General features: G+C 33.7%; 18 protein-coding genes. 1 reads left to right on the plus strand and 17 read right to left on the minus strand.

Annotation, left to right across the window (positions count from 1 at the left end; translation table 11 throughout):
- Positions 1-5: 5 nt before the first annotated feature.
- The 3 genes from N4270_RS06570 to N4270_RS06580 form a co-directional block, all read right to left on the minus strand.
- Entirely contained in the window at positions 6-722 is a 717-nt protein-coding gene (locus tag N4270_RS06570; RefSeq protein WP_260096158.1) for a hypothetical protein, read from the minus strand.
- 176 nt (positions 723-898) lie between these two features.
- Positions 899-1,618 carry a hypothetical protein gene (locus tag N4270_RS06575; RefSeq protein WP_260096159.1) on the minus strand — a complete coding sequence of 240 codons (720 nt, stop codon included), beginning with the start codon at positions 1,616-1,618 and terminating at the stop codon, positions 899-901.
- Positions 1,619-2,319: 701 nt separating this feature from the next.
- On the minus strand, positions 2,320-2,508 hold the full coding sequence (locus N4270_RS06580) for a hypothetical protein (RefSeq protein ID WP_035325018.1): 189 nt from the start codon (positions 2,506-2,508) through the stop codon (positions 2,320-2,322).
- Between the two features lie 209 nt (positions 2,509-2,717).
- Between N4270_RS06580 and N4270_RS06585 the strand changes: the two genes are divergently transcribed.
- On the plus strand, positions 2,718-3,467 hold the full coding sequence (locus tag N4270_RS06585) for a hypothetical protein (protein WP_260096167.1): 750 nt from the start codon (positions 2,718-2,720) through the stop codon (positions 3,465-3,467).
- 864 nt (positions 3,468-4,331) lie between these two features.
- Here N4270_RS06585 and N4270_RS06590 read toward each other — a convergent pair.
- The 14 genes from N4270_RS06590 to N4270_RS06655 all read right to left on the minus strand — a co-directional run bounded on the left by N4270_RS06590 (position 4,332) and on the right by N4270_RS06655 (position 22,297).
- Entirely contained in the window at positions 4,332-4,772 is a 441-nt protein-coding gene (locus N4270_RS06590; RefSeq protein WP_260096168.1) for a heavy-metal-associated domain-containing protein, read from the minus strand.
- A 32-nt stretch (positions 4,773-4,804) separates the two neighbouring features.
- Positions 4,805-6,583, minus strand: coding sequence for an efflux RND transporter periplasmic adaptor subunit (locus tag N4270_RS06595; RefSeq protein ID WP_260096169.1), 1,779 nt, complete (start codon positions 6,581-6,583; stop codon positions 4,805-4,807).
- Positions 6,573-7,055, minus strand: a complete 483-nt coding sequence (locus N4270_RS06600) for a DUF305 domain-containing protein (RefSeq protein WP_079738446.1) — start codon at positions 7,053-7,055, stop codon at positions 6,573-6,575. Before N4270_RS06600 ends, N4270_RS06595 begins: the two co-directional genes overlap by 11 nt.
- A 17-nt stretch (positions 7,056-7,072) precedes the next feature.
- A complete protein-coding gene (locus N4270_RS06605) occupies positions 7,073-9,568 on the minus strand; it encodes a heavy metal translocating P-type ATPase (protein ID WP_260096172.1) in 2,496 nt (831 codons plus the stop codon).
- 4 nt (positions 9,569-9,572) lie between these two features.
- Positions 9,573-10,808: a TolC family protein gene (locus tag N4270_RS06610; RefSeq protein WP_115839038.1), complete on the minus strand. Its 1,236-nt coding sequence runs from the start codon at positions 10,806-10,808 to the stop codon at positions 9,573-9,575.
- Positions 10,805-14,551, minus strand: coding sequence for an efflux RND transporter permease subunit (locus N4270_RS06615; RefSeq protein ID WP_260096175.1), 3,747 nt, complete (start codon positions 14,549-14,551; stop codon positions 10,805-10,807). The genes N4270_RS06610 and N4270_RS06615 overlap by 4 nt, the downstream gene beginning before the upstream one ends.
- A gap of 109 nt (positions 14,552-14,660) precedes the next feature.
- A complete protein-coding gene (locus N4270_RS06620) occupies positions 14,661-15,074 on the minus strand; it encodes a hypothetical protein (protein WP_243878571.1) in 414 nt (137 codons plus the stop codon).
- A gap of 72 nt (positions 15,075-15,146) precedes the next feature.
- Positions 15,147-17,099 carry a heavy metal translocating P-type ATPase gene (locus N4270_RS06625; protein WP_260096178.1) on the minus strand — a complete coding sequence of 651 codons (1,953 nt, stop codon included), beginning with the start codon at positions 17,097-17,099 and terminating at the stop codon, positions 15,147-15,149.
- Positions 17,096-17,458: a DUF3703 domain-containing protein gene (locus N4270_RS06630; protein ID WP_079738442.1), complete on the minus strand. Its 363-nt coding sequence runs from the start codon at positions 17,456-17,458 to the stop codon at positions 17,096-17,098. Before N4270_RS06630 ends, N4270_RS06625 begins: the two co-directional genes overlap by 4 nt.
- 56 nt (positions 17,459-17,514) lie before the next feature.
- Positions 17,515-17,928, minus strand: a complete 414-nt coding sequence (locus N4270_RS06635) for a Fur family transcriptional regulator (protein WP_079738441.1) — start codon at positions 17,926-17,928, stop codon at positions 17,515-17,517.
- Positions 17,929-17,930: 2 nt separating this feature from the next.
- Complete coding sequence (locus tag N4270_RS06640) at positions 17,931-20,117, minus strand: TonB-dependent receptor (RefSeq protein ID WP_260096188.1); 2,187 nt, start codon at positions 20,115-20,117, stop codon at positions 17,931-17,933.
- Between the two features lie 49 nt (positions 20,118-20,166).
- Positions 20,167-20,487, minus strand: coding sequence for a DUF6660 family protein (locus N4270_RS06645; protein ID WP_079738439.1), 321 nt, complete (start codon positions 20,485-20,487; stop codon positions 20,167-20,169).
- Positions 20,488-20,537: 50 nt separating this feature from the next.
- Positions 20,538-22,034 (minus strand): hypothetical protein, encoded by a 1,497-nt coding sequence (locus tag N4270_RS06650; RefSeq protein WP_079738438.1) that lies wholly within the window; start codon positions 22,032-22,034, stop codon positions 20,538-20,540.
- Complete coding sequence (locus tag N4270_RS06655) at positions 22,034-22,297, minus strand: helix-turn-helix domain-containing protein (RefSeq protein WP_079738437.1); 264 nt, start codon at positions 22,295-22,297, stop codon at positions 22,034-22,036. The genes N4270_RS06650 and N4270_RS06655 overlap by 1 nt, the downstream gene beginning before the upstream one ends.
- Between the last annotated feature and the right edge of the window lie 67 nt (positions 22,298-22,364).

Consider the following 22,364-nt stretch of genomic DNA (forward strand, 5'->3'; position numbering starts at 1 on the left):
AAAAATTATTTCTTGTTTTTGACGTAATTCATCACTTCCATGTAGAAGCCTAATATGGCAATAATAGCTATCAGTACAGTGAAAATTATTGATGTTCCTCTAAAAAAATCGTCGTAAAGAAATTTATTAAGTAATGAAGATTGCACTGGATATTCATCACCACCAGGCCTAATGATTTTTGCATTATTGCCAGACATTCGATTTATAAATGATAATGCAGGTTCTTCATTTATAGATATAAAACCATAATTAGGACTATCAAGCTCATCGACGATAAATTGATCACCAATATTGAGTTCAATTTCTCCTGCCTGATAAATAGTATTACCGTCGACTGATCGATTAAGTAAACTTACTTTTCCAGATTTTAAAATGGGTACGGTAGATTCTGTTTCATAGCCAACAGGTCTACTTGATTTTATTTTTGATTCCACACCAATTATTGGTAAAATAATTGTTTCTCCTCTTTTGGCTCTTTCCAAAATATTATCTACATAAATCTCAGTTTTTTTTGGAATTTTTCTAATAAACTTATCATCATAGCCTATGTATTCTCCAGAATTTTCTTCGTTAGTAAATAGTTTTATATACAATGGTCCATTTGAAATTCTTTCAATTTCAACATTTACTAACGACCCAATTACTATTGAACCTGTGTATTGAATTGTGTCTTTATAATTTTCTATTATTAAAGCATCATCAAAACTCCATCTTGACTCCATTTTTTTACGCGTCAAAAACTCAATGGATTCTGTTTTAGCAGTGATATTATAAGTTGTGGTAAGAGATGAGTTTGAAATTTGATGTGCTAAAACAATCAAAGTAATTATAGAAATTAATATTATAAATATTGATAATATGACAATTTTAAATCTATTTAGATACAGAAAAATGTTTTTCATTTTTTTATAGGTAACTCAATATCAATTTTAAAACTTCTTTTTCTCTCTCGAATAAATAATTTAATTTTTGAATCAATATATTTCATTGGGATTTTACACGATTGATTGTATGCTACTTTTAGGTAATTATCTGATTCAATTTTTGAGAAATCTTTTTCGAATTCGATTTCGTTATTTTCGAAAGCAATAATACTTGCCTGGTTACGAGTGTTAATATAGACGATAAAAAAGTCTTCTGAAACATCTTTGTCCCAAGTAGTCAAAACAAATGAATTAGAAGATGTATTACAATTGGAACCAATACTTGCCAAAACGGTAATCTCTTCTGGTGAATACTTTCGTAATTTAGATTTATGTTTTGTAGGAAAATGAAGTTTGATTAAACCTGGTGCTTCTTTACTAATATCGTAATTTAATTTTGCCGAATATCTACCATCTAATGATACAATTGATAAGCATAAAAAATCGCTCTCGGAGTCAGGAATTAGAACTGTTAAATATTCTGGATTTATAAATTTTAATTTAGTGTAAGATAAAATTCCGACTCTTTTTTCTCCATTTATGGGTCGATTATTTGTCCAGTTTTCTTCAAGGTTTATAGGTTCTAAAGAAGTACTAGAACTCTGTGAAAATAACTTATTCGAGTTGAGAGAAACGAACAAGATCAAAAGAAGGAGAAATTTGTTAGTAACCATTGTAACTGTAATTTGATTCATTATTCGTTGGTCTAGATTTACAATCTCAATATTGATCGGGATATATAATTATTCTTAAGTATCTGAATAAGATAAAACTACAAAATATTAATGAACAAACAAAAAACTATACTTGTTCAGTTTTTCTGACATTATTTAACTTTGATATATTAGTAGGAAGTAGGAAAAAATAGATTAATAGTCAATGTTGAAGACTCTGACCTCAGCAAAACAAATACCTTAAAAGGATGAGCAAAATGTAAAACATGACACAAATTATGATGCTCAAACTCATTGATATTGCTTAGGTTTACCTAAAAGCATTAAATACCATTTTAACGACAGAAAAACAGATTTCTTAAATGTCTAGAATCTGAAATGCAGTTGAGAAGTAAAATAGAAGAACCTACTCAATCGCACTTAGAACCAGTCAAATCTTATAAAAAAAAGGCCTACGATAGTTGATCACAAAGGTTTTGCGGAGAAATAGGGATTATTTCATACCCGCTCTTTAAGCATTTTGCAAATGCTAATAGCTTAAAAAAACAAAAACCACTCAAGTAAACTTGGTGGTTTTCTGTTTTCAAGCCTAGTGCTTGATTGCGGAGAAAGAGGTAAGTGAACCTCTTTCGTAGTGCCTTTATTTATTACTGTTTCAGTCCTGTACCATTGTTGGGTCACCTAATAGGTCACCTTTATACCTTGTAGTAAAGATAAGGAATTTACTTGATTAATCCTTGTACTTTACTGATTTCAAAGCCCATAAAGTCGCAAAATTCATCGATAGTAACTAACTGATGAGCTTCTTTGTTAAGGCGTTCTTTAATCGCTTTGATTATTGTTCTGCCATAACGCTCACTCTTTCCTGTTACTACCTGTACGTCTTTAGGGTAAATACAGATTCTACTCATTTACTTTAAATTTAAAATTAATACTCTAACTATACTTTATCTATACCGTAGCTATAAAGCACTTATATACAATATACGACTAATATCCCATTGAAAAAACTAACTAAATCGGAAGTTTTGGCAACTTATAAACAGTACGGAAGCACTCTAATACACTGACAGTCAATAGCTCGTATATTTGATATTCATCATCAAAAAATGTATTAGTTATGGCAAAATTGAAAGGTATTATTAAGTTAGAAGGAACGTTAGACAATCTAACTTTTTACAAAGCAAAAGAGGGTTATTTAGTAAAAACTAAAGGCGGTGTTTCTAAAGAGCGTATTCAAAATGACCCAGCGTTTGAACGTACTCGTGAAAACGGTTCAGAATTTGGAAGTTCTGCATCATCTGGTAAGTTATTGAGAACATCAGTTAGAAACTTAATGATTAGAGCAAAAGACAATCGAGTTTCAAGTCGTGTTACTCAAAAAATGACACAAATTAAAAACTTTGATACAACCTCTGTAAGAGGACAAAGAAATGTAGCTACAGGATTAGCAACACCAGAAGGTAAAGCCACATTAAAAGGCTTGGATTTCAACAATAGAGCCATTTTAAGTGCTGTTTTATTCGCTCCGTTTACTGTAGATGGTGCGACAGGTGAAATTACTATCCCAAATTTAACACCTACAAATGATATTGCATATCCAAGTGGCGCAACACACGTAAGTTTAAGTTCAGCATTTCTAAAAGTTGACTTTGATACTACAGATAAAGCAATCGAATACAGTCCTACTGTAAATATTCCGATTGATTCAACGTCTGCAACGCAAACACTAACTCCAGCAGGTGTGCCAACAGGTACAGGAAACGATATATTCGTTTTATTAGTAGAGTTCTTCCAAGAGATTAACGGTGTTCAGTATCCGCTTAAAAATGGCGCATATAACGTTTTAAATATCGTTGAAGTAGCATAGTTTCATTCTGACCTTTGAAGCTGCAAGAGTCCTATAATTTTTATTGTAGGGCTTTTTCTTTTGCCATAATTTTTTTGAAGAAAAGAAAAAAGACAGCCAATGTTAAAGGTAGCGTGGATGATGCTGTCAAGGTTTTTGGGTAAAAGTTTTTTACTCTAAAATCTTGAAACCTTTTACGATAGCTACTTAAAAAAGTTTTATTCAAAACCCGTAGGGCTTGACCTTTACAGTATTGAGCGTTGGCAGAAGGAAGCTACCTATATTTGCTTTCTTTTTTATTTTTTTATGTACTTCATTTACAAGTTTAGCACAATCTAATCACCTTTTAATTATAGCACTATGCTTCTTGATATTTGTTAACGAAATGAAACAAACAAAGACTTGAGGTAAGGAATACTTGGACTTAACGATGGTTTTGTGCAGATGAATGAGATAACTAATATTCTAACCTACTTTATCTTACTTCTGTTTCATTAGAGTTCCAAATGTGGTTGTGTGTTCCAATGTGAGCGTGGGTTAAGCGGATATTTTACATAATACCAGTTATAGCTACGAAAATATAAGAATACTGCGTTAGCAAACCTTTGAAAGGATTTTTGCTACTATAACTTGTATTATGTAACATAGCTTGGGTGAGTTTAGGGTTTTATGATATAATAATAACAGAATAGCTTATTGCAGTTTGGTTTGATTTTATGAAAACCAAAGCTGTAATATGCTATTACCTTAAAGACAAAAAAACGCTAAACTTGTTAGGTGAGCGGAACAACACAAAAGACAGAGGATTTTGAGGTACGAAAAAACTGGATTTTGGGTTGTGGGGAATAAAAAAGAGCCTTCCGAAAAAGACTCTTTCATTATTGCTTAATGGTCGTGATTTGAATGGTCATCACTTTTTGTTTCACCTGATTGATTCATCATCATTTCGTGGTCGTATTTACAACAACCTGGTAAACCATCATATGCTTCTTCATCACCTGCTACTTTTTCGGTATCATAACCTGAAGCTGCGATTGCTTTATGGATTGCCATTGCATCGGTTTTTGTATCATCAAAAGACACATCAATCTTCTTTTTATCGACATCCCAATTAGCACTTGCAACACCTTCAACACCGTTAGCTGCTTTTTCGATAGTGTTTTTACACATTCCGCAATTTCCTCTTACACCAAAAGACAGGTCTGTCATTGCCATATCTTTTGACATTTCAGTAGTTGTGGTTTCTGTTTCTTTTTTGGTTTCGTTTTTACAACTTGTGAAACCTAATGCTGCTATTACAGCTACACTTAAAATTACTTTCTTCATTGTTTAAAATTTAATTGTTATTACTTGATTTATTATTCTATTATTTGTTTTACTTCACCACAGGTTAGCATTGCTTCGCCAAAGTATGGATTGATTACTTTTTCTTCTTTACTCAACCAATATGCACCATTGTTATTATCTGCCATTGGACAAAATTCTAAATAGACTTTTTCATTTACACCAAATAGTTGAACAGCATTGATTAGATGTGATGACAAATGCTTGAAATGGTTTCTTTGAAGTTTTATATCTGACGTTTCAGAAATTGAGGTCGCTGAAGATTTTATTTCCTTTTCTAATGACATCCAATGGTTATACGCCTTATTATCTGACAACAATTTCATATTTACTTTGGTTAAATTGTTTAGTAAAGTTGATGCGCTTGTTGAAGTACTTTTTGAATCTTCTTTTACTAAAGCATCTTTTAAATTGATATATTCATTGTAAACACTATTTAACTGTTGTTGAAATTTCTCTGATACTTCCAAACGCTCATTCATATTGGTGTGGTCAGTTTGTTTGTTGGATGCATTGTTATCCATACCTAAATGTCCTTCGTGTCCAGTCATTACTTTACCACCATCTTTATTCATCATAGATTTTTTGCCTTGTAATTGTGCAGCTGCATCAACTGTAAATGTTCCGTTAGTCACTATTTCATTTCCAACAAATAAACCTTCTACAACTTCATATTCATTACCAATTTGATTGCCTAATTTAATTTCACGCATTTCAAAAATAGGTTGGTCTGGATTTGTTTTAAGGTACACCACAGAACGTTCACCTGTCCATAACACAGAAGATGTAGGAATTGTTAATACTTCGTCATTTTTAGCTGTACTGCCTTCAATATTTGCGGTTACAAACATTCCTGGTTTAAATACATCATCCTTGTTGTTTAGAACCACACGCAAGGTTACTGTTCTTGTTTTCGTGTTTAAAACTGGGTCAATGAAATCTACTTTACCTTTAAACTCTTTATTAGGATAAGCATTGGTTGTTATCATCACTTCCTGTCCTTTTTTAAAGCGTTCAATCTGATTTTCATAAACATCAAAATTTCCCCAAACCGTATTGAGATTAGCAATTTTTAATAAGGGTTGACCTTGTTTAATGTAATCGCCTTGCTCTACCAATTTTTCTGTAACAGTACCCGAAAAAGTTGCATAAACAGGAAAGTTTTCTTTCACTTTTCCTGTTTCTTCAATCTGATTGATTTGATTTTCAGAGAGCTTCCATAATTTCAGTTTATTACGGACTGCTTTATATAAAGCAGGTTGTGATTCTTTTAAAGATGCTGCTGTAATTAATTCTTGTTGTGCTGCATAGAGTTCTGGCGAATAAATGGTTGCCAATAATTGACCTTTACGAACTTCTTCGCCTGTAAAACTCACATTCAAACGCTCAATTCTTCCAGCGAAATAACTTACTTGTACTGCATTGGCTTCTTCGTTTTCAGCAATTTTACCAGATAGTTTTATGGTATTGCCTTCTGCATTGCCTTTACCCACAACGGTTGTTTGAATATTGGCTAATGCCATCGCATTTTCTGTTAGTTTGAACTGGTCTGCCATTAAGCCATCGCTTCCGCTTTCCGCAGGAATTAAATCCATACCACAAATAGGACAATCACCTGGTTCTGGTTTCATAATCTGTGGATGCATAGAACACGTCCACATTTGATTGGTTTCTGCAACCGCATTGTGATTATGGTCTGTTTCTTTATTTGATGAGCCACCAAAAAGCAACCACCCCAATAACACACCTACTACGAGTAAGCCTATGTATATGACAATTTTATTATTTTTCATTTTCTAATCTTTTTATCATTGCTTTCATTTCTTCTATTTCTTTACGCTGTGCTTTTATGATGTCTTCTGCTAATTTCTTAACTTCTGGGTCTTGAATATCTGCTCTTTCACTTGTTAAAATAGCGATAGAATGATGTGGTATCATTGCTTTCATCCAAAGGACATCACCAATAATTGGTGCTTGTGTTCTTACCAATCCTAATGCACCAACAAACAGAATAAAACTACCTGCAAGTATGGCAATATTCTTCTTTTTATCATTATACATTTTTCGCATAAAAAACCACATTATAACTGCCATTGTTGAAATTCCTAAACACGTCATATAGAAACGTGTTAGACTAAACCATACGTGGTCTATGGAATAGGTGTTTAAATACATTGTGATGTACATTGCTACAAATGAGCAAGCCAGCATTATAAAGAAGGTTTTGTAGTTTCCTTTGTTTGAGTGTTCTTTTGGATTTTCCATAATCATTTGATTTATAGTTATACTTTAATCGTTCTTAATCTTAATGCGTTACCAATAACCGAAACAGAGCTAAAACTCATTGCTAAAGCTGCAATCATTGGCGAGAGTAATATTCCGAAGAATGGAAACAACACACCTGCTGCAATAGGCACACCTAATGTGTTGTAGATAAGTGCAAAAAATAGGTTTTGCTTAATGTTTTTCATTACAGCATTACTTAAATTTTTTGCTTTTACAATTCCGTGTAAATCACCTTTTACCAATGTTATCATAGCACTTTCAATTGCTACATCTGTTCCTGTACCCATAGCAATACCAATATCGCTTTTAGCCAATGCTGGTGCATCATTAATACCATCACCTGCCATAGCAACTACTTTTCCGTTTTCTTGTAATTTCTCTACTTCTTTGAGTTTGTCTTCTGGTAACATACTGGCTTTAAAATCTGCAAGATTTAGTTCTGATGCTACTGCTTGTGCTGTATCGTGATTATCGCCTGTCAGCATTATTACATCAATCCCTTTATCTTGAAGTGCTTTAATGGCTTTGGCACTTGTTTCTTTTATTTTATCGCCTATAACTACATACCCAACAACGGTTTCATCTATTGACAAATAAGAAACTGTTTTACCCTGTTTTTGGTAAGATTTAGCTTCGTCTTTCATTTTTGAAGCAATATCTGCTTTGGCATATTCCATCATTTTAGGATTTCCTAATGCTACTTTTTTATCATTTATTATAGCTTCAACACCTTTTCCTGTAACTGCACTAAAATCTTCGGACTTTAAAATTACTGCGTTGTGTTCTTTGCCATATTTAACAGTCGCTTCTGCTAAAGGATGTTCGCTATTGGTATTTAATGAAACGATGTATTGTAACACTTCTTTTTCGCTTAAAGCCTCATTAAAAGCATCAACGGTTTCAACTGTTGGTTTTCCTTCGGTAATTGTGCCTGTTTTATCAACGATAAGCGTATTTACCTTATCCATTTTTTCAAGAGCTTCAGCATTTTTAATCAATACACCATTTTGAGCACCTTTACCTACACCAACCATTACAGACATTGGTGTTGCTAAACCTAAAGCACAAGGACACGCAATGATTAGTACTGCAATTGCATTCACAAACCCATACACATAAACTGGTTCTGGTCCCCAAATAGACCATACAATAAATGTGATAACAGAAATAAGAACTACAACTGGCACAAAATAACCTGAAACTTTATCTGCTAAATTTTGAATAGGTGCACGACTTCTACTGGCATCATTAACCATATGAATGATTTGCGATAATAGCGTATCACTTCCTACCTTTTCGGCTTTCATTAAAAAGGATTGATTCCCATTAATTGTTCCGCTACTTACTTTATCATTTTCAGCCTTGTTTACTGGAATAGGTTCTCCTGTAATCATAGATTCGTCAATAGTTGTTTCGCCTTCAGTTATCACACCATCCACAGGAATTTTATCTCCTGGTTTCACTTTTAGAATATCATTTAATTCTATCTCGTCAATACTGACCTCAACTTCTTCACCATCAACTATTTTTATGGCTTTATTAGGTGCTAACTTTAGTAACTCTTTTACTGCCGAATTGGTTTTACTATGCGCACGAACTTCTAACAATTGACCTAAAAGCACTAACGTTAGAATAACTGTTGCAGCTTCAAAATAGACGTGTACCGCACCTGATTCTGTTTTGAATTGACTTGGAAATACATCTGGAAACAACATTCCAATTACGCTAAACAACCACGCTACACCTGCACCGATTCCAATGAGTGTAAACATATTGAGATTCCACGTTTTTATGCTTCTATAAGCACGCTCAAAGAACATCCAAGTGGCATAAAACACTACTGGAATTGATAATGCAAACTGAATCCAGTTCCAATATTTCTGTTCCATTATATCGTACAACGGATTGTTATTGAGCATTTCGCTCATAGCCATTAAGAAAATGGGCAAGGTAAATGCTGTGGCAATCCAAAATTTCTTTAATAGCTTTTTATACGTTTTTTCTTCTGCTGAACTATCTGCTTCCATTGGCACTAAATCCATCCCACAAATAGGACACGAACCTGCTTCTTCTTTTACAATTTCTGGATGCATCGGACACGTCCATTGTTCCTTTGAAGTTGCTGATAGATTTTGTTCTTCCACCAAATCCATTCCGCAAACAGGACAATCACCTGGTTTGTTATAGATTTTATCGCCTTCGCAATGCATAGGACAATAAAATGTGCCTGTACCTTTAGGTTGCTTTTCCTTTTTAGCTTCTGAATGCTGATGGTGTTCACCTTGTTTATGAATGCTATATGTACCACCATCCTTTTTTAAGGCTTCTTGAAATGTTTCTATGGGAATATGTGATTCCATTTCTATGTTAGCTTCTGCCTTATCTAAATCGACTGTTGCTTTTGAAACACCTCCTACTTTAGAGAGCGTTTCCTCAACGTGACTGCGACAACCGTTGCAGGTCATTCCGTGTATGTGATATGTGTGTGTCATTGTTTTACTGAATTAAATAATTAATGATTGTACTTTGCACATAGTAGGTCTTCACAGATTCTATTTGGTTCATTTGAAACTTTAGCTGCAACTCTTGAATATCCAAAACATCATTAAAATCAATCGTTCCTGTTTCATAGCTTTTGATTAAAATGTCTTCTGCATCTTTGGCTTGCTGTAGGTTTTTGGTTTGGGTAGCATAACTTATTCTTGCAGAAATGCGTTCGTTATTCGCTTTGTCTAAAAGCGTTTCCAATGCATTTAAACGTTCCTGTTTTTGAGCAGTAATTTCCTGCTGTTGCAAATCATTTTGTTTGGTTTGGGATTTATATTTCTTATTGAAAATTGGGATAGATACCGAAACCATTGGCATTACAATATCCTTTCCGTTATCGCTGAAATCCATATTTGGTCTTTCAGCAACATTGATATAATCTAATCCAAAACCAATCATTGGACTGCTTTCTTTTTGATTCAATAATTCTGATTGCTCTATGGATTGATAGAGTTTATCAAATTTTAGTAATTCAGGATGTAATACTAATTTTTCAAAAGTAATATCAAAGTCTTCTGAAGGTATCATTAAACTATCTACCACATTCACGGTAACATCATTATCTCTATTCAATAGATTATTGAAGTTAGTTTGTTCTGCTAAAAACTGTTGTTGCAATACATCTTTTAATTGTTGCATTTCGTTCTGACGCATTTGCAATCGCAACACATCTACTGCGGATGCTTTACCAACCTCTACAGAAGTTAATGCCAACGTTTCATAAGTTTCTAATAGTTTGATGTTTTCAGTTAAAACCTCTTGCTTTGCTTTGTTAGCGTATAGATTATAATAGGATTGTGATACCGAAGCCATTAGTTTTCGCTTTGCGATGACAATGTCTTCGTATTTAGCATCTGCCAATGAACTCACGTAATTTTCTCTCGAAGTAATAGTCCCAAACCACGGTAACATTTGTTTAGCAGATACTTTAAAGCGTTGTGCACCTGTTCGTGTTTCTGGCTCACTCACAAAATAACCAACACCAAATTCGGTATTAGGAATGGTGTTGACCTCGTTTACCTTTTCGGAAGCTCTTTTGTATTGTAACTCAAACTTTTGAATTTCTGGATTGTTTGTTAAGGCTTCATCGATAAGTATTTCTAATTGTTGAGCGTTCGCAAAAAGACTCAAGAAACAAGAGCCAAGAGCCAAGACGATTTTTATTTGTATTGATTTATATTTCATTTTGATGTTCTTTTAAGTTGAACTTCTGCTTTCCAGCTATACAATACTGGTACAACAAACAAAGTGATTAAGGCTATAAGCATTCCACCAAAACTTGGTATTGCCATAGGTATCATTATATCGCTTCCTCGACCTGTAGAGGTTAATACTGGTAATAATGCTAAAATGGTCGTAGCTGTAGTCATTAAACAAGGTCTGATACGTTTTTCTCCTGCTTCTACAACAGATGCTCTTACTTCCTTTTTATTATCCGGTGTATTTCTACCGAATGTTTGAGTTAAATAGGTTGCCATAACTACACCATCATCGGTTGCAATTCCGAATAGTGCAATAAACCCTACCCAGACTGCAACACTTAAATTAATTGGGTGTATTTGGAATAAATCACGTAGATTTTCGCCAAAGAAATTAAAGTTTAAAAACCATCCTTGACCATACAACCAAATCATAATAAAACCACCTGCAAATGCTACTGCAATACCTGTAAATACCATTAATGACGTACCTACAGAACGGAATTGGAAATACAGAATTAAGAAAATAATTGCTAATGCTAAAGGCACAACAACCGACAAGGTTTTTTCGGCTCGCAACTGATTTTCGTATGTTCCTGTAAATTGGTAGTTAATACCTTTTGGAACTACTAATTCGCCACTATCTATCTTTTGCTGAATTAGAGCTTGTGCGCTTTCAACTACATTGACTTCGGCAAAACCATCTAGTTTATCGAACAATACATAGCCAACTAAAAAGGTATCTTCACTTTTAATGACCTGTGGACCTTGTTCGTAACTTATAGTTGCCAATTCGCTTAAAGGCACAGGACTTCCTTTTTCAACTGGCACATAAATCTGTTGTAAGTCTGTTGGGTTTGCTCGTAATTCTCTTGGGTATCGTACTCGTACACCATATCGCTCTCGACCTTCTACCGTTTGGGTTAAGACCATACCACCAACTGCTACTTTTAATACATCTTGAACATCTTGTATCGAAATGCCATAACGTGCAATTTTCTCTCTATCAATATCAATTAACAAATAGGGTTTACCAACAATACGGTCTGCAAAAACAGCTTCTTTTTTAACACCTTCAGCTTCCTTGATGATGTTTTCTAATTGCACACCAAACGCTTCAATCTGCTTTAAGTCTTGACCTTTTACTTTAATTCCCATAGGAGCTCTCATTCCTGTTTGAAGCATTACCAATCGGGTTTCAATAGGTTGTAGCTTTGGTGCAGAGGTTACGCCTGGCAATTTGGTAACTTTTACAATTTCATTCCAAATATCGTCCGGTGACTGTATTTCTGGTCGCCAATTACGGTAGAACTCGCCATCATCGTCTGGAATGAGTTGTTCTTTTGCTTTAAGAGATTGCCACGCTTCACGCTGTTCCGCTCGCAATGACATTCCGTTTTTTAACACATATTCACCATCATCATTGACTTTATAGCGTTGGCGTACTCCGTTTTCATTCAGCATATATTCTGGTTTATACTGAATGATATTTTCATACATCGACAAAGGTGCTGGGTCTAACGCTGATTCTGTTCTACCTGCTTTACCAACTACGGTTTCAATCTCTGGAATACTGGCTACTGCCATATCCAATTGCTGTAAAACACGTTTATTTTCTTCCACGCCAGAATGAGGCATCGAGGTTGGCATTAGTAGAAATGAGCCTTCATTTAATGAGGGCATAAACTCTTTGCCTGTATTTTTCATAATGAAAAAACCTGCAATTACAATAGCCGTTGGTACAGATAAAAACAATAACTTATTATCTAAACACCACCTTAAAATACGTGTGTAGTATTTTATAAATAATGAGAAAACACCTAATAAACCAAAGCAAATAACACTCACAAAAATGAGATTCCAAAAAATGCTTTTATCAACGCCTAATGGTCTCCAATATTCGGCTAACAAGAATACAATAGCTGATACCGAAATAATGATATTGATAAGATTAGCTTGCTTGTCTGTTATCTTACTTTGAAGATTGAGAAATGCTGTAATCCCAAACGCAATTAAAATTAATCCTAACCAATATCCATAGACTATGGCTACGATTCCCAATGCTATTAAAACACCATTTAAAACATATTTAAAAGTGTTTTTGATGTTTTTCTTTCTGAATAAAAATGCAGCAAACGGTGGAATTAAAAACAACGCTACTATTATAGAAGCTGTTAATGCAAAAGTCTTTGTGAAGGCTAATGGTCTGAATAGTTTTCCTTCCGCTCCAATCATTGTAAATACAGGAATGAAACTGATAATAGTTGTCATAACTGCGGTTACGATTGCACCAGACACTTCAGCTGTTGCGTTATAGACTACTGTGTTTATGGGTAACTTTTTATGAGATTCCTCGTCGCTCGTTCCTTGCTCTGTCGGAATGACATTTTCGTTTTCATCCAAATGCCTTATAATGTTTTCTGATAGTATGACACCTACGTCGACCATTGTACCAATAGCAATAGCAATACCTGATAATGCCACAATATTAGCATCAACACCAAAGAGTTTCATCGCAATAAACACCATTAAAACCGCTACTGGTAAAAGTCCAGAAATTAGTATGGAAGCTCGAAGATTAAATACCATAATGATAATTACCAGGATGGTAATTAAGATTTCTAAAGTCAATGCTTCATTGAGTGTACCTAAAGTTTCTTGTATCAGTTCTGTTCTGTCATAAAATGGGACTATTGTTACTTGGGAAGTTCTACCATCCGCCAATACTTTTGAAGGTAATCCTGCACTTAATTCATTAATCCTCTCTTTCACATTATTGATGACTTCCATTGGGTTTGCGCCATAACGAGCCACCACAACAGCACCAACAACCTCTGCACCTTCTTTATCTAATAAACCACGTCTTGTTGCAGGACCTAATGAAACTTTACCAATATCCTTTATCCTAATTGAAGTATAATCTTCTGAAGTGACTACTGCATTTTCGATGTCTGAAATGGATTTCACATAACCCAAACCACGCACTAAATATTCGGCTTGGTTAATTTCCAAAGTCTGTGCACCAATATCCTTATTACTTTCCTTAACCGCTTTTACAACGTGATGCAATCCAATATTATACTGACGCATTAGTTCTGGATTTACGTCCACTTGATACTCCTGAACATAGCCACCAATAGAAGCAACCTCTGAAACACCACTTGCAGAAGATAGAGCATATTTTACATAGTAATCCTGAATACTGCGTAACTCTTGCAAATCCCAACCACCAGTTACATTTCCTTTTTCGTCACGACCTTCTAAAGTGTACCAAAATATTTGTCCTAATCCTGTTGCATCTGGACCCAAAGCAGGATTAACACCTTCGGGCAATAAACCACTTGGTAAGGAATTAAGTTTTTCGAGAATACGACTTCTACTCCAGTAAAATTCTATATCCTCTTCAAAAATGATATAGATACTTGAAAAGCCAAACATAGAGGAACTACGAATGGTTTTTACTCCAGGAATACCCAATAATGATGTGGTTAATGGATAGGTAATTTGGTCTTCTATATCTTGTGGCGAACGTCCATCCCATTTGGTAAAAACGATTTGTTGGTTTTCGCCTATATCTGGTATGGCATCTACAGCAACTGGATTACTTGGTAAGAAACCAGTATCCCTATTGAAAGGTGCATTAACCGTTCCCCATCCTACAAAAAGGACGAGTAGCAGAACTGCTACGAGTTTGTTTTCTATTAAAAATTTGATGCTTTTATTGAGCATTGGCTTTGATTATTAAACAGTTAGACATTGGTGTTACGACAACACCGAATACAGCGAATTATCCTTACGACATTGCAGTCATAGGATAAAAAAGTCTATTGTTTAAAAATCAAATTAAGTATGTTTCGTCAATCTTGTAGAGTTGCCTTATGACGAGTGGCGGTTTATATTCTTCGTAAGTAGAAACGTTATTTTCTAAACCTTCAAAAAGGTTAATGTAAGTGTAAACAAATGAAGCTATAAATACTTGTTGTTCAAATGTGATTTTGTCAACTTGCAATTGTAATTCGTCTTGACCTTCAATTGATAATTGTTCATCATCACAACAATTTTTCTTGGTAATAGAACATCCTTCGGTTGAAGGCTTTTCCATTTCCATTCCGCACCCTTTGGCCTTATGAAATATGGCAGTTTCTACTAAAGTATCTCCGCAATAATGCATATTCACAGTAAATGACATTGTAGAGAATAACACTACAAAAGCCATTGCTAAAGACATTATTTTATGGAAAAATTGCTTCATATCTATTTGCAAAGGTATAAAATTTTAACAACTATTGATTTTGTTTAACAGAAGTTTAATTGACTAATCTGCTTAATCCCAACTCATTCGTTGTAATCGAACTGCATTTAAAATTGCTAATAATGCTACTCCTACATCTGCAAAAACAGCTTCCCACATTGTGGCTAAACCACCTGCTCCTAAAATCAAGACAATAACTTTAACACCAAATGCTAAAATGATATTCTGCCAAACAATTTTACGTGTAGAACGACTAATCCTAATAGCCCTCACTACTTTTGATGGTTGGTCTGTTTGAATAATGACATCTGCTGTTTCAATAGCTACATCACTACCTAAACCACCCATTGCAATACCAACGTTACTTGCTGCTAAAACAGGTGCGTCGTTTATACCATCACCTATAAAAGCTATTTTGTTTTCAGGATTTTTCTTTAAAATTTCAACTTCGTTTAACTTATCTTCTGGTAATAAACCACCTTTAGCATTTTCAATATTTAGTTCTTTAGCGACTTGTTGAGTAATGGAATCTTTATCACCAGAAAGCATCATAATATTTTTAATGCCTACTTTGTGTAATGCTGTAATAGTTTCTTTTGCATCCTCTTTTAATTCATCTGCTATGACTACATAACCTGCAAATTGATTATCGATTGCAACTAATACTATCGATTCTACAATAGATTCCGTTTCAGATGGAACATTTATATTATTCGCAGTCATTAAGGCTTTATTTCCTACTAAAACTGTTTTATCATTAACAACGCCTTTTAAACCTTTACCTGCAATTTCAGACACTTCGGAAGCTTCATAATCTTCACCTTCTGCTTTATACTCTAAAATGGCTTTTGCAATTGGATGCGTGGATTGCTCTTCCATCGCCATTAAGTATCGCATAAATTCGGTTTCATTCCAACCGATTGCTTTTACTTCTTTAATTTTAAATACACCTTTGGTAACGGTTCCAGTTTTGTCCATTACCAAAGTATTTATCTTGGTCATTGCATCTAAAAATGAAGCACCTTTAAATAATATTCCATTTTTGGAAGCTGCTCCCAATCCACCGAAATATCCTAATGGAATTGAAATCACTAACGCACAAGGACAAGATATTACCAGGAAAATTAATGCTCTGTATAACCAATCTCGAAATACATAATCATCTACAAAAAAGTAAGGTATAAAAGTTACGCCAATAGCTAAAAACACAACAATTGGTGTGTAGATACGAGCAAACTGCCTAATAAATAATTCTGTTTTAGATTTACGTGCTGTAGCATTTTGAACCAAGTCTAATATTCTCGCAATAGAACTATCTTCAAAGGTGTTGGTTACCTCAACTTCAATAACACTTTCCAAATTGATACTACCTGCGTAAACCTTTGCATCTTTCTGAATAGAATCTGGTTTGCTTTCTCCTGTTAAAGCTGCTGTATTTAACGATGCTTTTTCGGATAATAAAATACCATCCAATGGAATTTTTTCACCTACTCGAATTTGTATTTTCTCGCCAATATTTACAGCTTCTGGCGACGCACTTATATAATCACCATCACGAAATACATTAGCTTCTTTTGGTCTAACATCCAATAAGGCTTTAATGTTTCCTTTTGCTCTATTAACTGCTGCGTTTTGAAATAATTCTCCTACTGCATAAAATAGCATTACTGCAACACCTTCAGGATATTCACCAATAATAAACGCACCAATTGTGGCAATAGACATCAAAAAGAACTCGGTAAAAACATCGCCTTTTATAAGGCTTTTCCATCCTTCTTTAATTACAGGAAACCCAACTGGAATATATGCTAAAGTGTACCAAACTACTCTAATCCATCCTTCAAATTGAGGAATCGCATCAAAATAATCTACAGCGATACCTACCATTAACATAACAAAACTTATAATAGCAGGAATGTATGTTTTGAATGCACTTCCATTTCCGTGGTCGTGACCATCATCGTGAGAATGTTGTTCTTCTGAATTTGGTTTTAAATCTCTTAAATTGACTTTCTTTTTTTTCATTTAATATCTAATAATTTTTCAATGTCATTGGGAATAGGCATCCGTTTTAATGGTGGCACGTTTGCTCCACCTGTATTACCAAGTGGAACGTGATTTATAAATGATTTCCAGCCACCCACAAACAACCTAACTATTTGACCTATTACTTCTTTAGTATCTTTTTGTCTAAATCCAAATTTTAGCATTAACCAATGTGAATAGGTATGTTCTATTGGATAAGATTGCCCTATGATATGACTGCGTTCTAAATGATACCAAGCATTGCCAAAATGCTTATTTTCTAAACAGAAACTGTATAGTTTTAATTCTTCGTTATACGCCTGTTTAAGATGTTTAGGTATTTTAGTATTAAACTTCATATCCACTAATTTTGGATAAATGTACTTTAATAGTAAGTGCAATGGAAGTGCAATTATTAGCCACTACACTTATCGCAAATACCTTTTACCACCAAATTTACATTCTCTGACACAAAACCATCAGGTACTTTAATTTGCGGTATTTTATGTTCTGTTAGGCAAATGGTTTCATTGCAATTGTTACAATGGAAATGTAAGTGTAAATCGGTTTTTATATCACAATTACATCCCTTTTCGCATAACGCATATTTTGTTATCCCTGTGCCATCGTCTATTTGATGCACAATATCCTTTTCTTCAAAAGTTTTAATAGTTCTGTACAAGGTAGTTCTATCTGCTTTTTCAAAAGCATTTTCAATATCACTCAATGTTACCGCTATCTCTTTTTCTGCAAGAAACTTATAAATTAACATACGCATTGCTGTAACACGAATATTTTTTGACTCTAATACTTGTTCTATTGTTTCCATATTTAATCGTGGTCTTCGTTTCCAAATGGTTTAATAATAAGACCTACACTAAATATAAAACCATCTGTAGGTGCATAAATCTCTGGAAAAACAGGATTGTCGTGTGGCGGTAAAACTAAAGGTGAAAACCTGCTTTGTCTTCTATCTGTAAAATTCTCAAAATTCACAAATACACTTCCTAATTTAAAATTACGCATCACCAATAAACCCATAGTTACAAAGTCTGTAGTTTCTGTACCATTGGATAAGAATTGTTTTCCTGTATAAAAGGTTTCATAACCAATACGCCATTTTTCAGATTCGTACATTAAAACACTACCTGCGTTATGCTTTGCTGTTAATGGCTTTTGTGGATTGCCAGGTAAATAATTTAGTTTGGTATCAATAAGCGCATAGTTTAAAAACCATCTAAAGTCTTTGTAAGTAAACTTAATATTGGTTTCTGCTCCTTTGCTAAAGATTTCATCTGGTGCATTTTCAAACTGAAATAAACCGTTATCTGTAGAATTTAAAAGCAGTCCATCATTAATATCAGTCACATAGAATAATTGGTTTATGGAAAAACCAATCTCATCCGATAATCGTGTTTGATAATTCACATCGAAATTAACACCATAAGAACGTTCTGCATCTACTGTAGATTTATCTATAGCAAGCACATTTTCAAAATTGATATACTCTGCTTCTTCTGTAAAAATATCAGGAATCTTATACCCTAAACCTCCACCAATTCTACTTGAAAATCCACTATTGTTTTTATAAAGTAATGAAATTCTTGGAAGTGGAAAGAAACCGAAATCCGTATTATAATCTGCTCTTAATCCTGTTTCTAATATCCAATTATCTGATAAATCATAAATATTATTTGCAAATGCGCCAAAGGTTACATCTTTTTGGTCTCTCTGTAGTGGTGCGTTATCATTTTCATCGAAATTTGAGGTATAAAGATTAGCTCCAACTATCCAATCCGTTTTTTCTGATGCTGTATTATATGTGATTTCAGTAAACGTATTTGTCTGTTTGCCATCAAAATTGAAATCCGGAACGGTTAAATTCCTATCGAAAAAAGAGACACTATTTTTAAACTCTACTGAACTAACGGAATCTAATTGTGTTTGATATACCAATTGACTGCTTAATCGTTTTGAATTGTTTTCTTCTGTATATCGATGAATACCTTCTTCACCACTTTCAATTTTGGTAATATCTCCACCAATTCTATCATCGTACGTTCCGTTTAATCCAAACCAAAGTGTTGTTTTATCTGATGGATAATAAAATAATTTTGGATTGAATGAAATTGATGTTGTTTTTGGTAGGTTACTAAAACCATCATCTTCTGGGTCGTATGCTTTTTGGTAATGACCAGAACCATAAAGTGATACACCGAATTTTTCATTTCGTTTGCTATAAAATACATTGGCAGTACTTCCTAACGCTTGGGTTTGAGTTAGCATAATATCTAATGCAGGTTCTTCATCTGGTGTTTTAGATACCATATTTACTAATCCTGCAATAGCACCTCCACCATAAAGTGTTGACGAACTTCCTTTAATAATTTCAAATTGTTGTAAGTCTAAAGGTGGTATTTGTAAAATACTTAACCCACTTGAGAAACCACCATATAATGGAAATCCATCTCTTAAAAGCTGTGTGTACCTACCATCTAAACCTTGAATACGAATATTGGTACTCCCACTACTTAATGATGTTTGTTGCATTTGTATTCCTGTGCTTTCACGAAGCACCATAGAAATATTAGTAGGATTCATTATTGCTTTTTCTCCTAATTCCTCTGCACCTATAAACTCTATACGTGTCGGTATTTTTCTAACGGTTCTCGTACTTCTTGAAGATTGCAGTACTACAGCATCTAATTGATTACCACCTTCTTTTAATTTAAAGACTAACGCTGTATTACTTGGAATTTGAATTGTTGTCTCAAATGCTTCAAAGCCTAAAAAGGAAATTATTATTTGATGCTGACCATCTGGTATTTCTGTAAAAGTTGCAATACCATCAAAATCGGTTACTGCTCCTTTTTCTAATGCTTCAAAATAAACCGTTGCGCCCAATAAAGGCTCGTTTTCAGCTTCTGTTAGGACTTTTATTTGTATGTCTGATGTTTGTGCCTGTAACGATAGGCAAAGTATTAATATGAGCTTTATGCTCAATAGGTATTTATTCATTGAATTGTATTTGTAATTAACTAAATAATTGATTTAAAATCGATTTGTTTTAGCTGATTACTTGTGGCGGATGCCAAATATTGGAAAGGAAATTAAACCCGTAAATAGGTTGATATGTAGAAATTAAATCCGTTGAGATTTCAATATTAAGTTTTAAATCAAATGTCTTGATGGGTTCGTAAGTAATTGTCATACCGCAACAATTACAAATACAAGTTACAGGACAAGAATCGTCGCTATCTTCTTGATGATTATGATTTGTACTTATCTCGTCTTGATGCTGCTGGTCTTCTATATTTTGCCCATCAGAACAAGGCTTTGCTGAAAGCAATAGTATAATTAATGATAATATGATTGTTACAAATTTCACAATTACAAAGATAAAAATTTAATGATGCAATGGTTGTGCAATTATTTTATTTAAGCGACAACCTTTGCTTTCTCCTTTAAAGTTTCAAGATGCTTTACCATATTGCTTTTACACCATACCTCTTGTTTTATTGTTGGTGGATGACCAATAGCCTTGGTTAACTCTTCCATCATAATCTGCTCAACTACTTCTACATATTCTTCAGTAGTAGATATGCTATCGTGAATAGTGTATATAGGTGCTAATGGATATTCTTCTGAAACACGCTTTGCTATGATGTTAATCATTAAATGACTCTCTATGCTCTGTAATAATCTTGGAAGTAAAGATTTGTCCTTACTTTTTATTTTAGCAAATACATCATACACCGCTTTAAACTTTTGCTCAAATAACCTTTTGGGTGCTGCTTCTGCTTGCCCCTTAAATTGGTTGGATGTAAACAACACTTGAAAAACTGCTGCTTTAACTTCTTTGCGGTCTTTTAATTCAATACCTAATTCCTGTAAAAAGGCATCCTCTAAAAACTCATATAACTTTCCAGATACTACTAAATCAATATAGTCTTGAAACTCATTATTTATAAGGGATTGGGGGATTTCTCCTAACATAATGTAAGAATCATTGTTATGAATATTTATATGTGAAATATTTAATGTATCACTCTTTATTTCATTGAAAACCTTATTTATTTTATTAAGATAAGAAAAATAGCGACTCTGCGGTTCATCAAAAGCAATCGACAATGAGTTATTCTTATTTCGCTCAAATTTTTGCACTATCCAAAAATCACGACTCAACAAAATAGTACTTAAATAGGGTTGACTGTTTTTAATATCTAACGAAATTAATTTTTGGCCATCATACGTAACAGCATTTCTAATTCGACTTGGCATATTGGTCAAATTGGTATGAAAGCGATATACATTATCATCCAACATCAAATTATAATCTTGCCATTTTAACCTTTGTGCGCTCATTTGAGCGTGTACCATTTGATTTGTTGGATGCTTATATTTTTTTCTTACTCTGTCGTACTCCCAAAGTGCTTTATCTTTTATTTTTAAATTATGCTCTTGAACTAAAAAGTCATCTATGTAATCATAATCAATTCGTAGTTTATCATTAAACCACTTTGTTAAAAAGCCAAGATGTTTAACCGACTCTATTTTACGATTTTTATGGGCTTTTAATTTGTTTCTAAAAGTGAAGTCTTCAACTTGCATTGATTTTACAGGTGTTCTGTATCTCTCAATAAATCGAAATCCTTTTGATTTTTCTCCAACCACATAATGATTATCGGACTCAATAATTTGTAAATCGCTTTCTAAATAGTTAAGATACTTTTTATAGTTCTGTATTTTATCCTGCAATTTTTTTGCGTTGATAGGCACAAAATCTTCGCCCTGAATATTCTTATCCATTAATGGAATAGCATTTATTAAATGCAGGATATAACATAGCTTGTCTAACTTATAAGGTTTAAAACTTGGCGGATTATTGTGCGTTAACTCGAATATATCCAAGTTTTCAGGTATGTATATTCTCATTATGCACTTTTGTTTTGGATTAAAATTCCGATTACATCATCATATTCATAGTACATAGTTTTACCCATTTTTGTATAAGGTAATGTTCCGTTGATTCGTAAATTCTGCAACGTGCCTGCTGAAATATTTAATAGCTCACGTACGTCTGCTGATTTTAACCACTTTTTTTGCTCTGTTTGGCTTCCTAAAATTGTCTTCAGTTCTGTGATGATTTCCTGTTTAAGAGTCTTTAAATCATCCTTTGTAATTACTTCAAATGTCATTTTTTATTAAAACGTATTAAAAGGTGTAAACACCTGATTTATATTGTGTTAATTTACGATATTTTGA

This window comes from Psychroserpens sp. SPM9, assembly GCF_025153525.1.
Lineage (GTDB): Bacteria > Bacteroidota > Bacteroidia > Flavobacteriales > Flavobacteriaceae > Psychroserpens.

Coding starts and splice junctions, on each gene's coding strand:
- N4270_RS06570 (WP_260096158.1), bottom strand. CDS start 722: ATGGAGTCAAGATGGAGTTTTGATGATGCTTTAATAATAGAAAATTAT.
- N4270_RS06575 (WP_260096159.1), bottom strand. CDS start 1,618: ATGAATCAAATTACAGTTACAATGGTTACTAACAAATTTCTCCTTCTT.
- N4270_RS06580 (WP_035325018.1), bottom strand. CDS start 2,508: ATGAGTAGAATCTGTATTTACCCTAAAGACGTACAGGTAGTAACAGGA.
- N4270_RS06585 (WP_260096167.1), top strand. CDS start 2,718: ATGGCAAAATTGAAAGGTATTATTAAGTTAGAAGGAACGTTAGACAAT.
- N4270_RS06590 (WP_260096168.1), bottom strand. CDS start 4,772: ATGAAGAAAGTAATTTTAAGTGTAGCTGTAATAGCAGCATTAGGTTTC.
- N4270_RS06595 (WP_260096169.1), bottom strand. CDS start 6,583: ATGAAAAATAATAAAATTGTCATATACATAGGCTTACTCGTAGTAGGT.
- N4270_RS06600 (WP_079738446.1), bottom strand. CDS start 7,055: ATGGAAAATCCAAAAGAACACTCAAACAAAGGAAACTACAAAACCTTC.
- N4270_RS06605 (WP_260096172.1), bottom strand. CDS start 9,568: ATGACACACACATATCACATACACGGAATGACCTGCAACGGTTGTCGC.
- N4270_RS06610 (WP_115839038.1), bottom strand. CDS start 10,808: ATGAAATATAAATCAATACAAATAAAAATCGTCTTGGCTCTTGGCTCT.
- N4270_RS06615 (WP_260096175.1), bottom strand. CDS start 14,551: ATGCTCAATAAAAGCATCAAATTTTTAATAGAAAACAAACTCGTAGCA.
- N4270_RS06620 (WP_243878571.1), bottom strand. CDS start 15,074: ATGAAGCAATTTTTCCATAAAATAATGTCTTTAGCAATGGCTTTTGTA.
- N4270_RS06625 (WP_260096178.1), bottom strand. CDS start 17,099: ATGAAAAAAAAGAAAGTCAATTTAAGAGATTTAAAACCAAATTCAGAA.
- N4270_RS06630 (WP_079738442.1), bottom strand. CDS start 17,458: ATGAAGTTTAATACTAAAATACCTAAACATCTTAAACAGGCGTATAAC.
- N4270_RS06635 (WP_079738441.1), bottom strand. CDS start 17,928: ATGGAAACAATAGAACAAGTATTAGAGTCAAAAAATATTCGTGTTACA.
- N4270_RS06640 (WP_260096188.1), bottom strand. CDS start 20,117: ATGAATAAATACCTATTGAGCATAAAGCTCATATTAATACTTTGCCTA.
- N4270_RS06650 (WP_079738438.1), bottom strand. CDS start 22,034: ATGAGAATATACATACCTGAAAACTTGGATATATTCGAGTTAACGCAC.
- N4270_RS06655 (WP_079738437.1), bottom strand. CDS start 22,297: ATGACATTTGAAGTAATTACAAAGGATGATTTAAAGACTCTTAAACAG.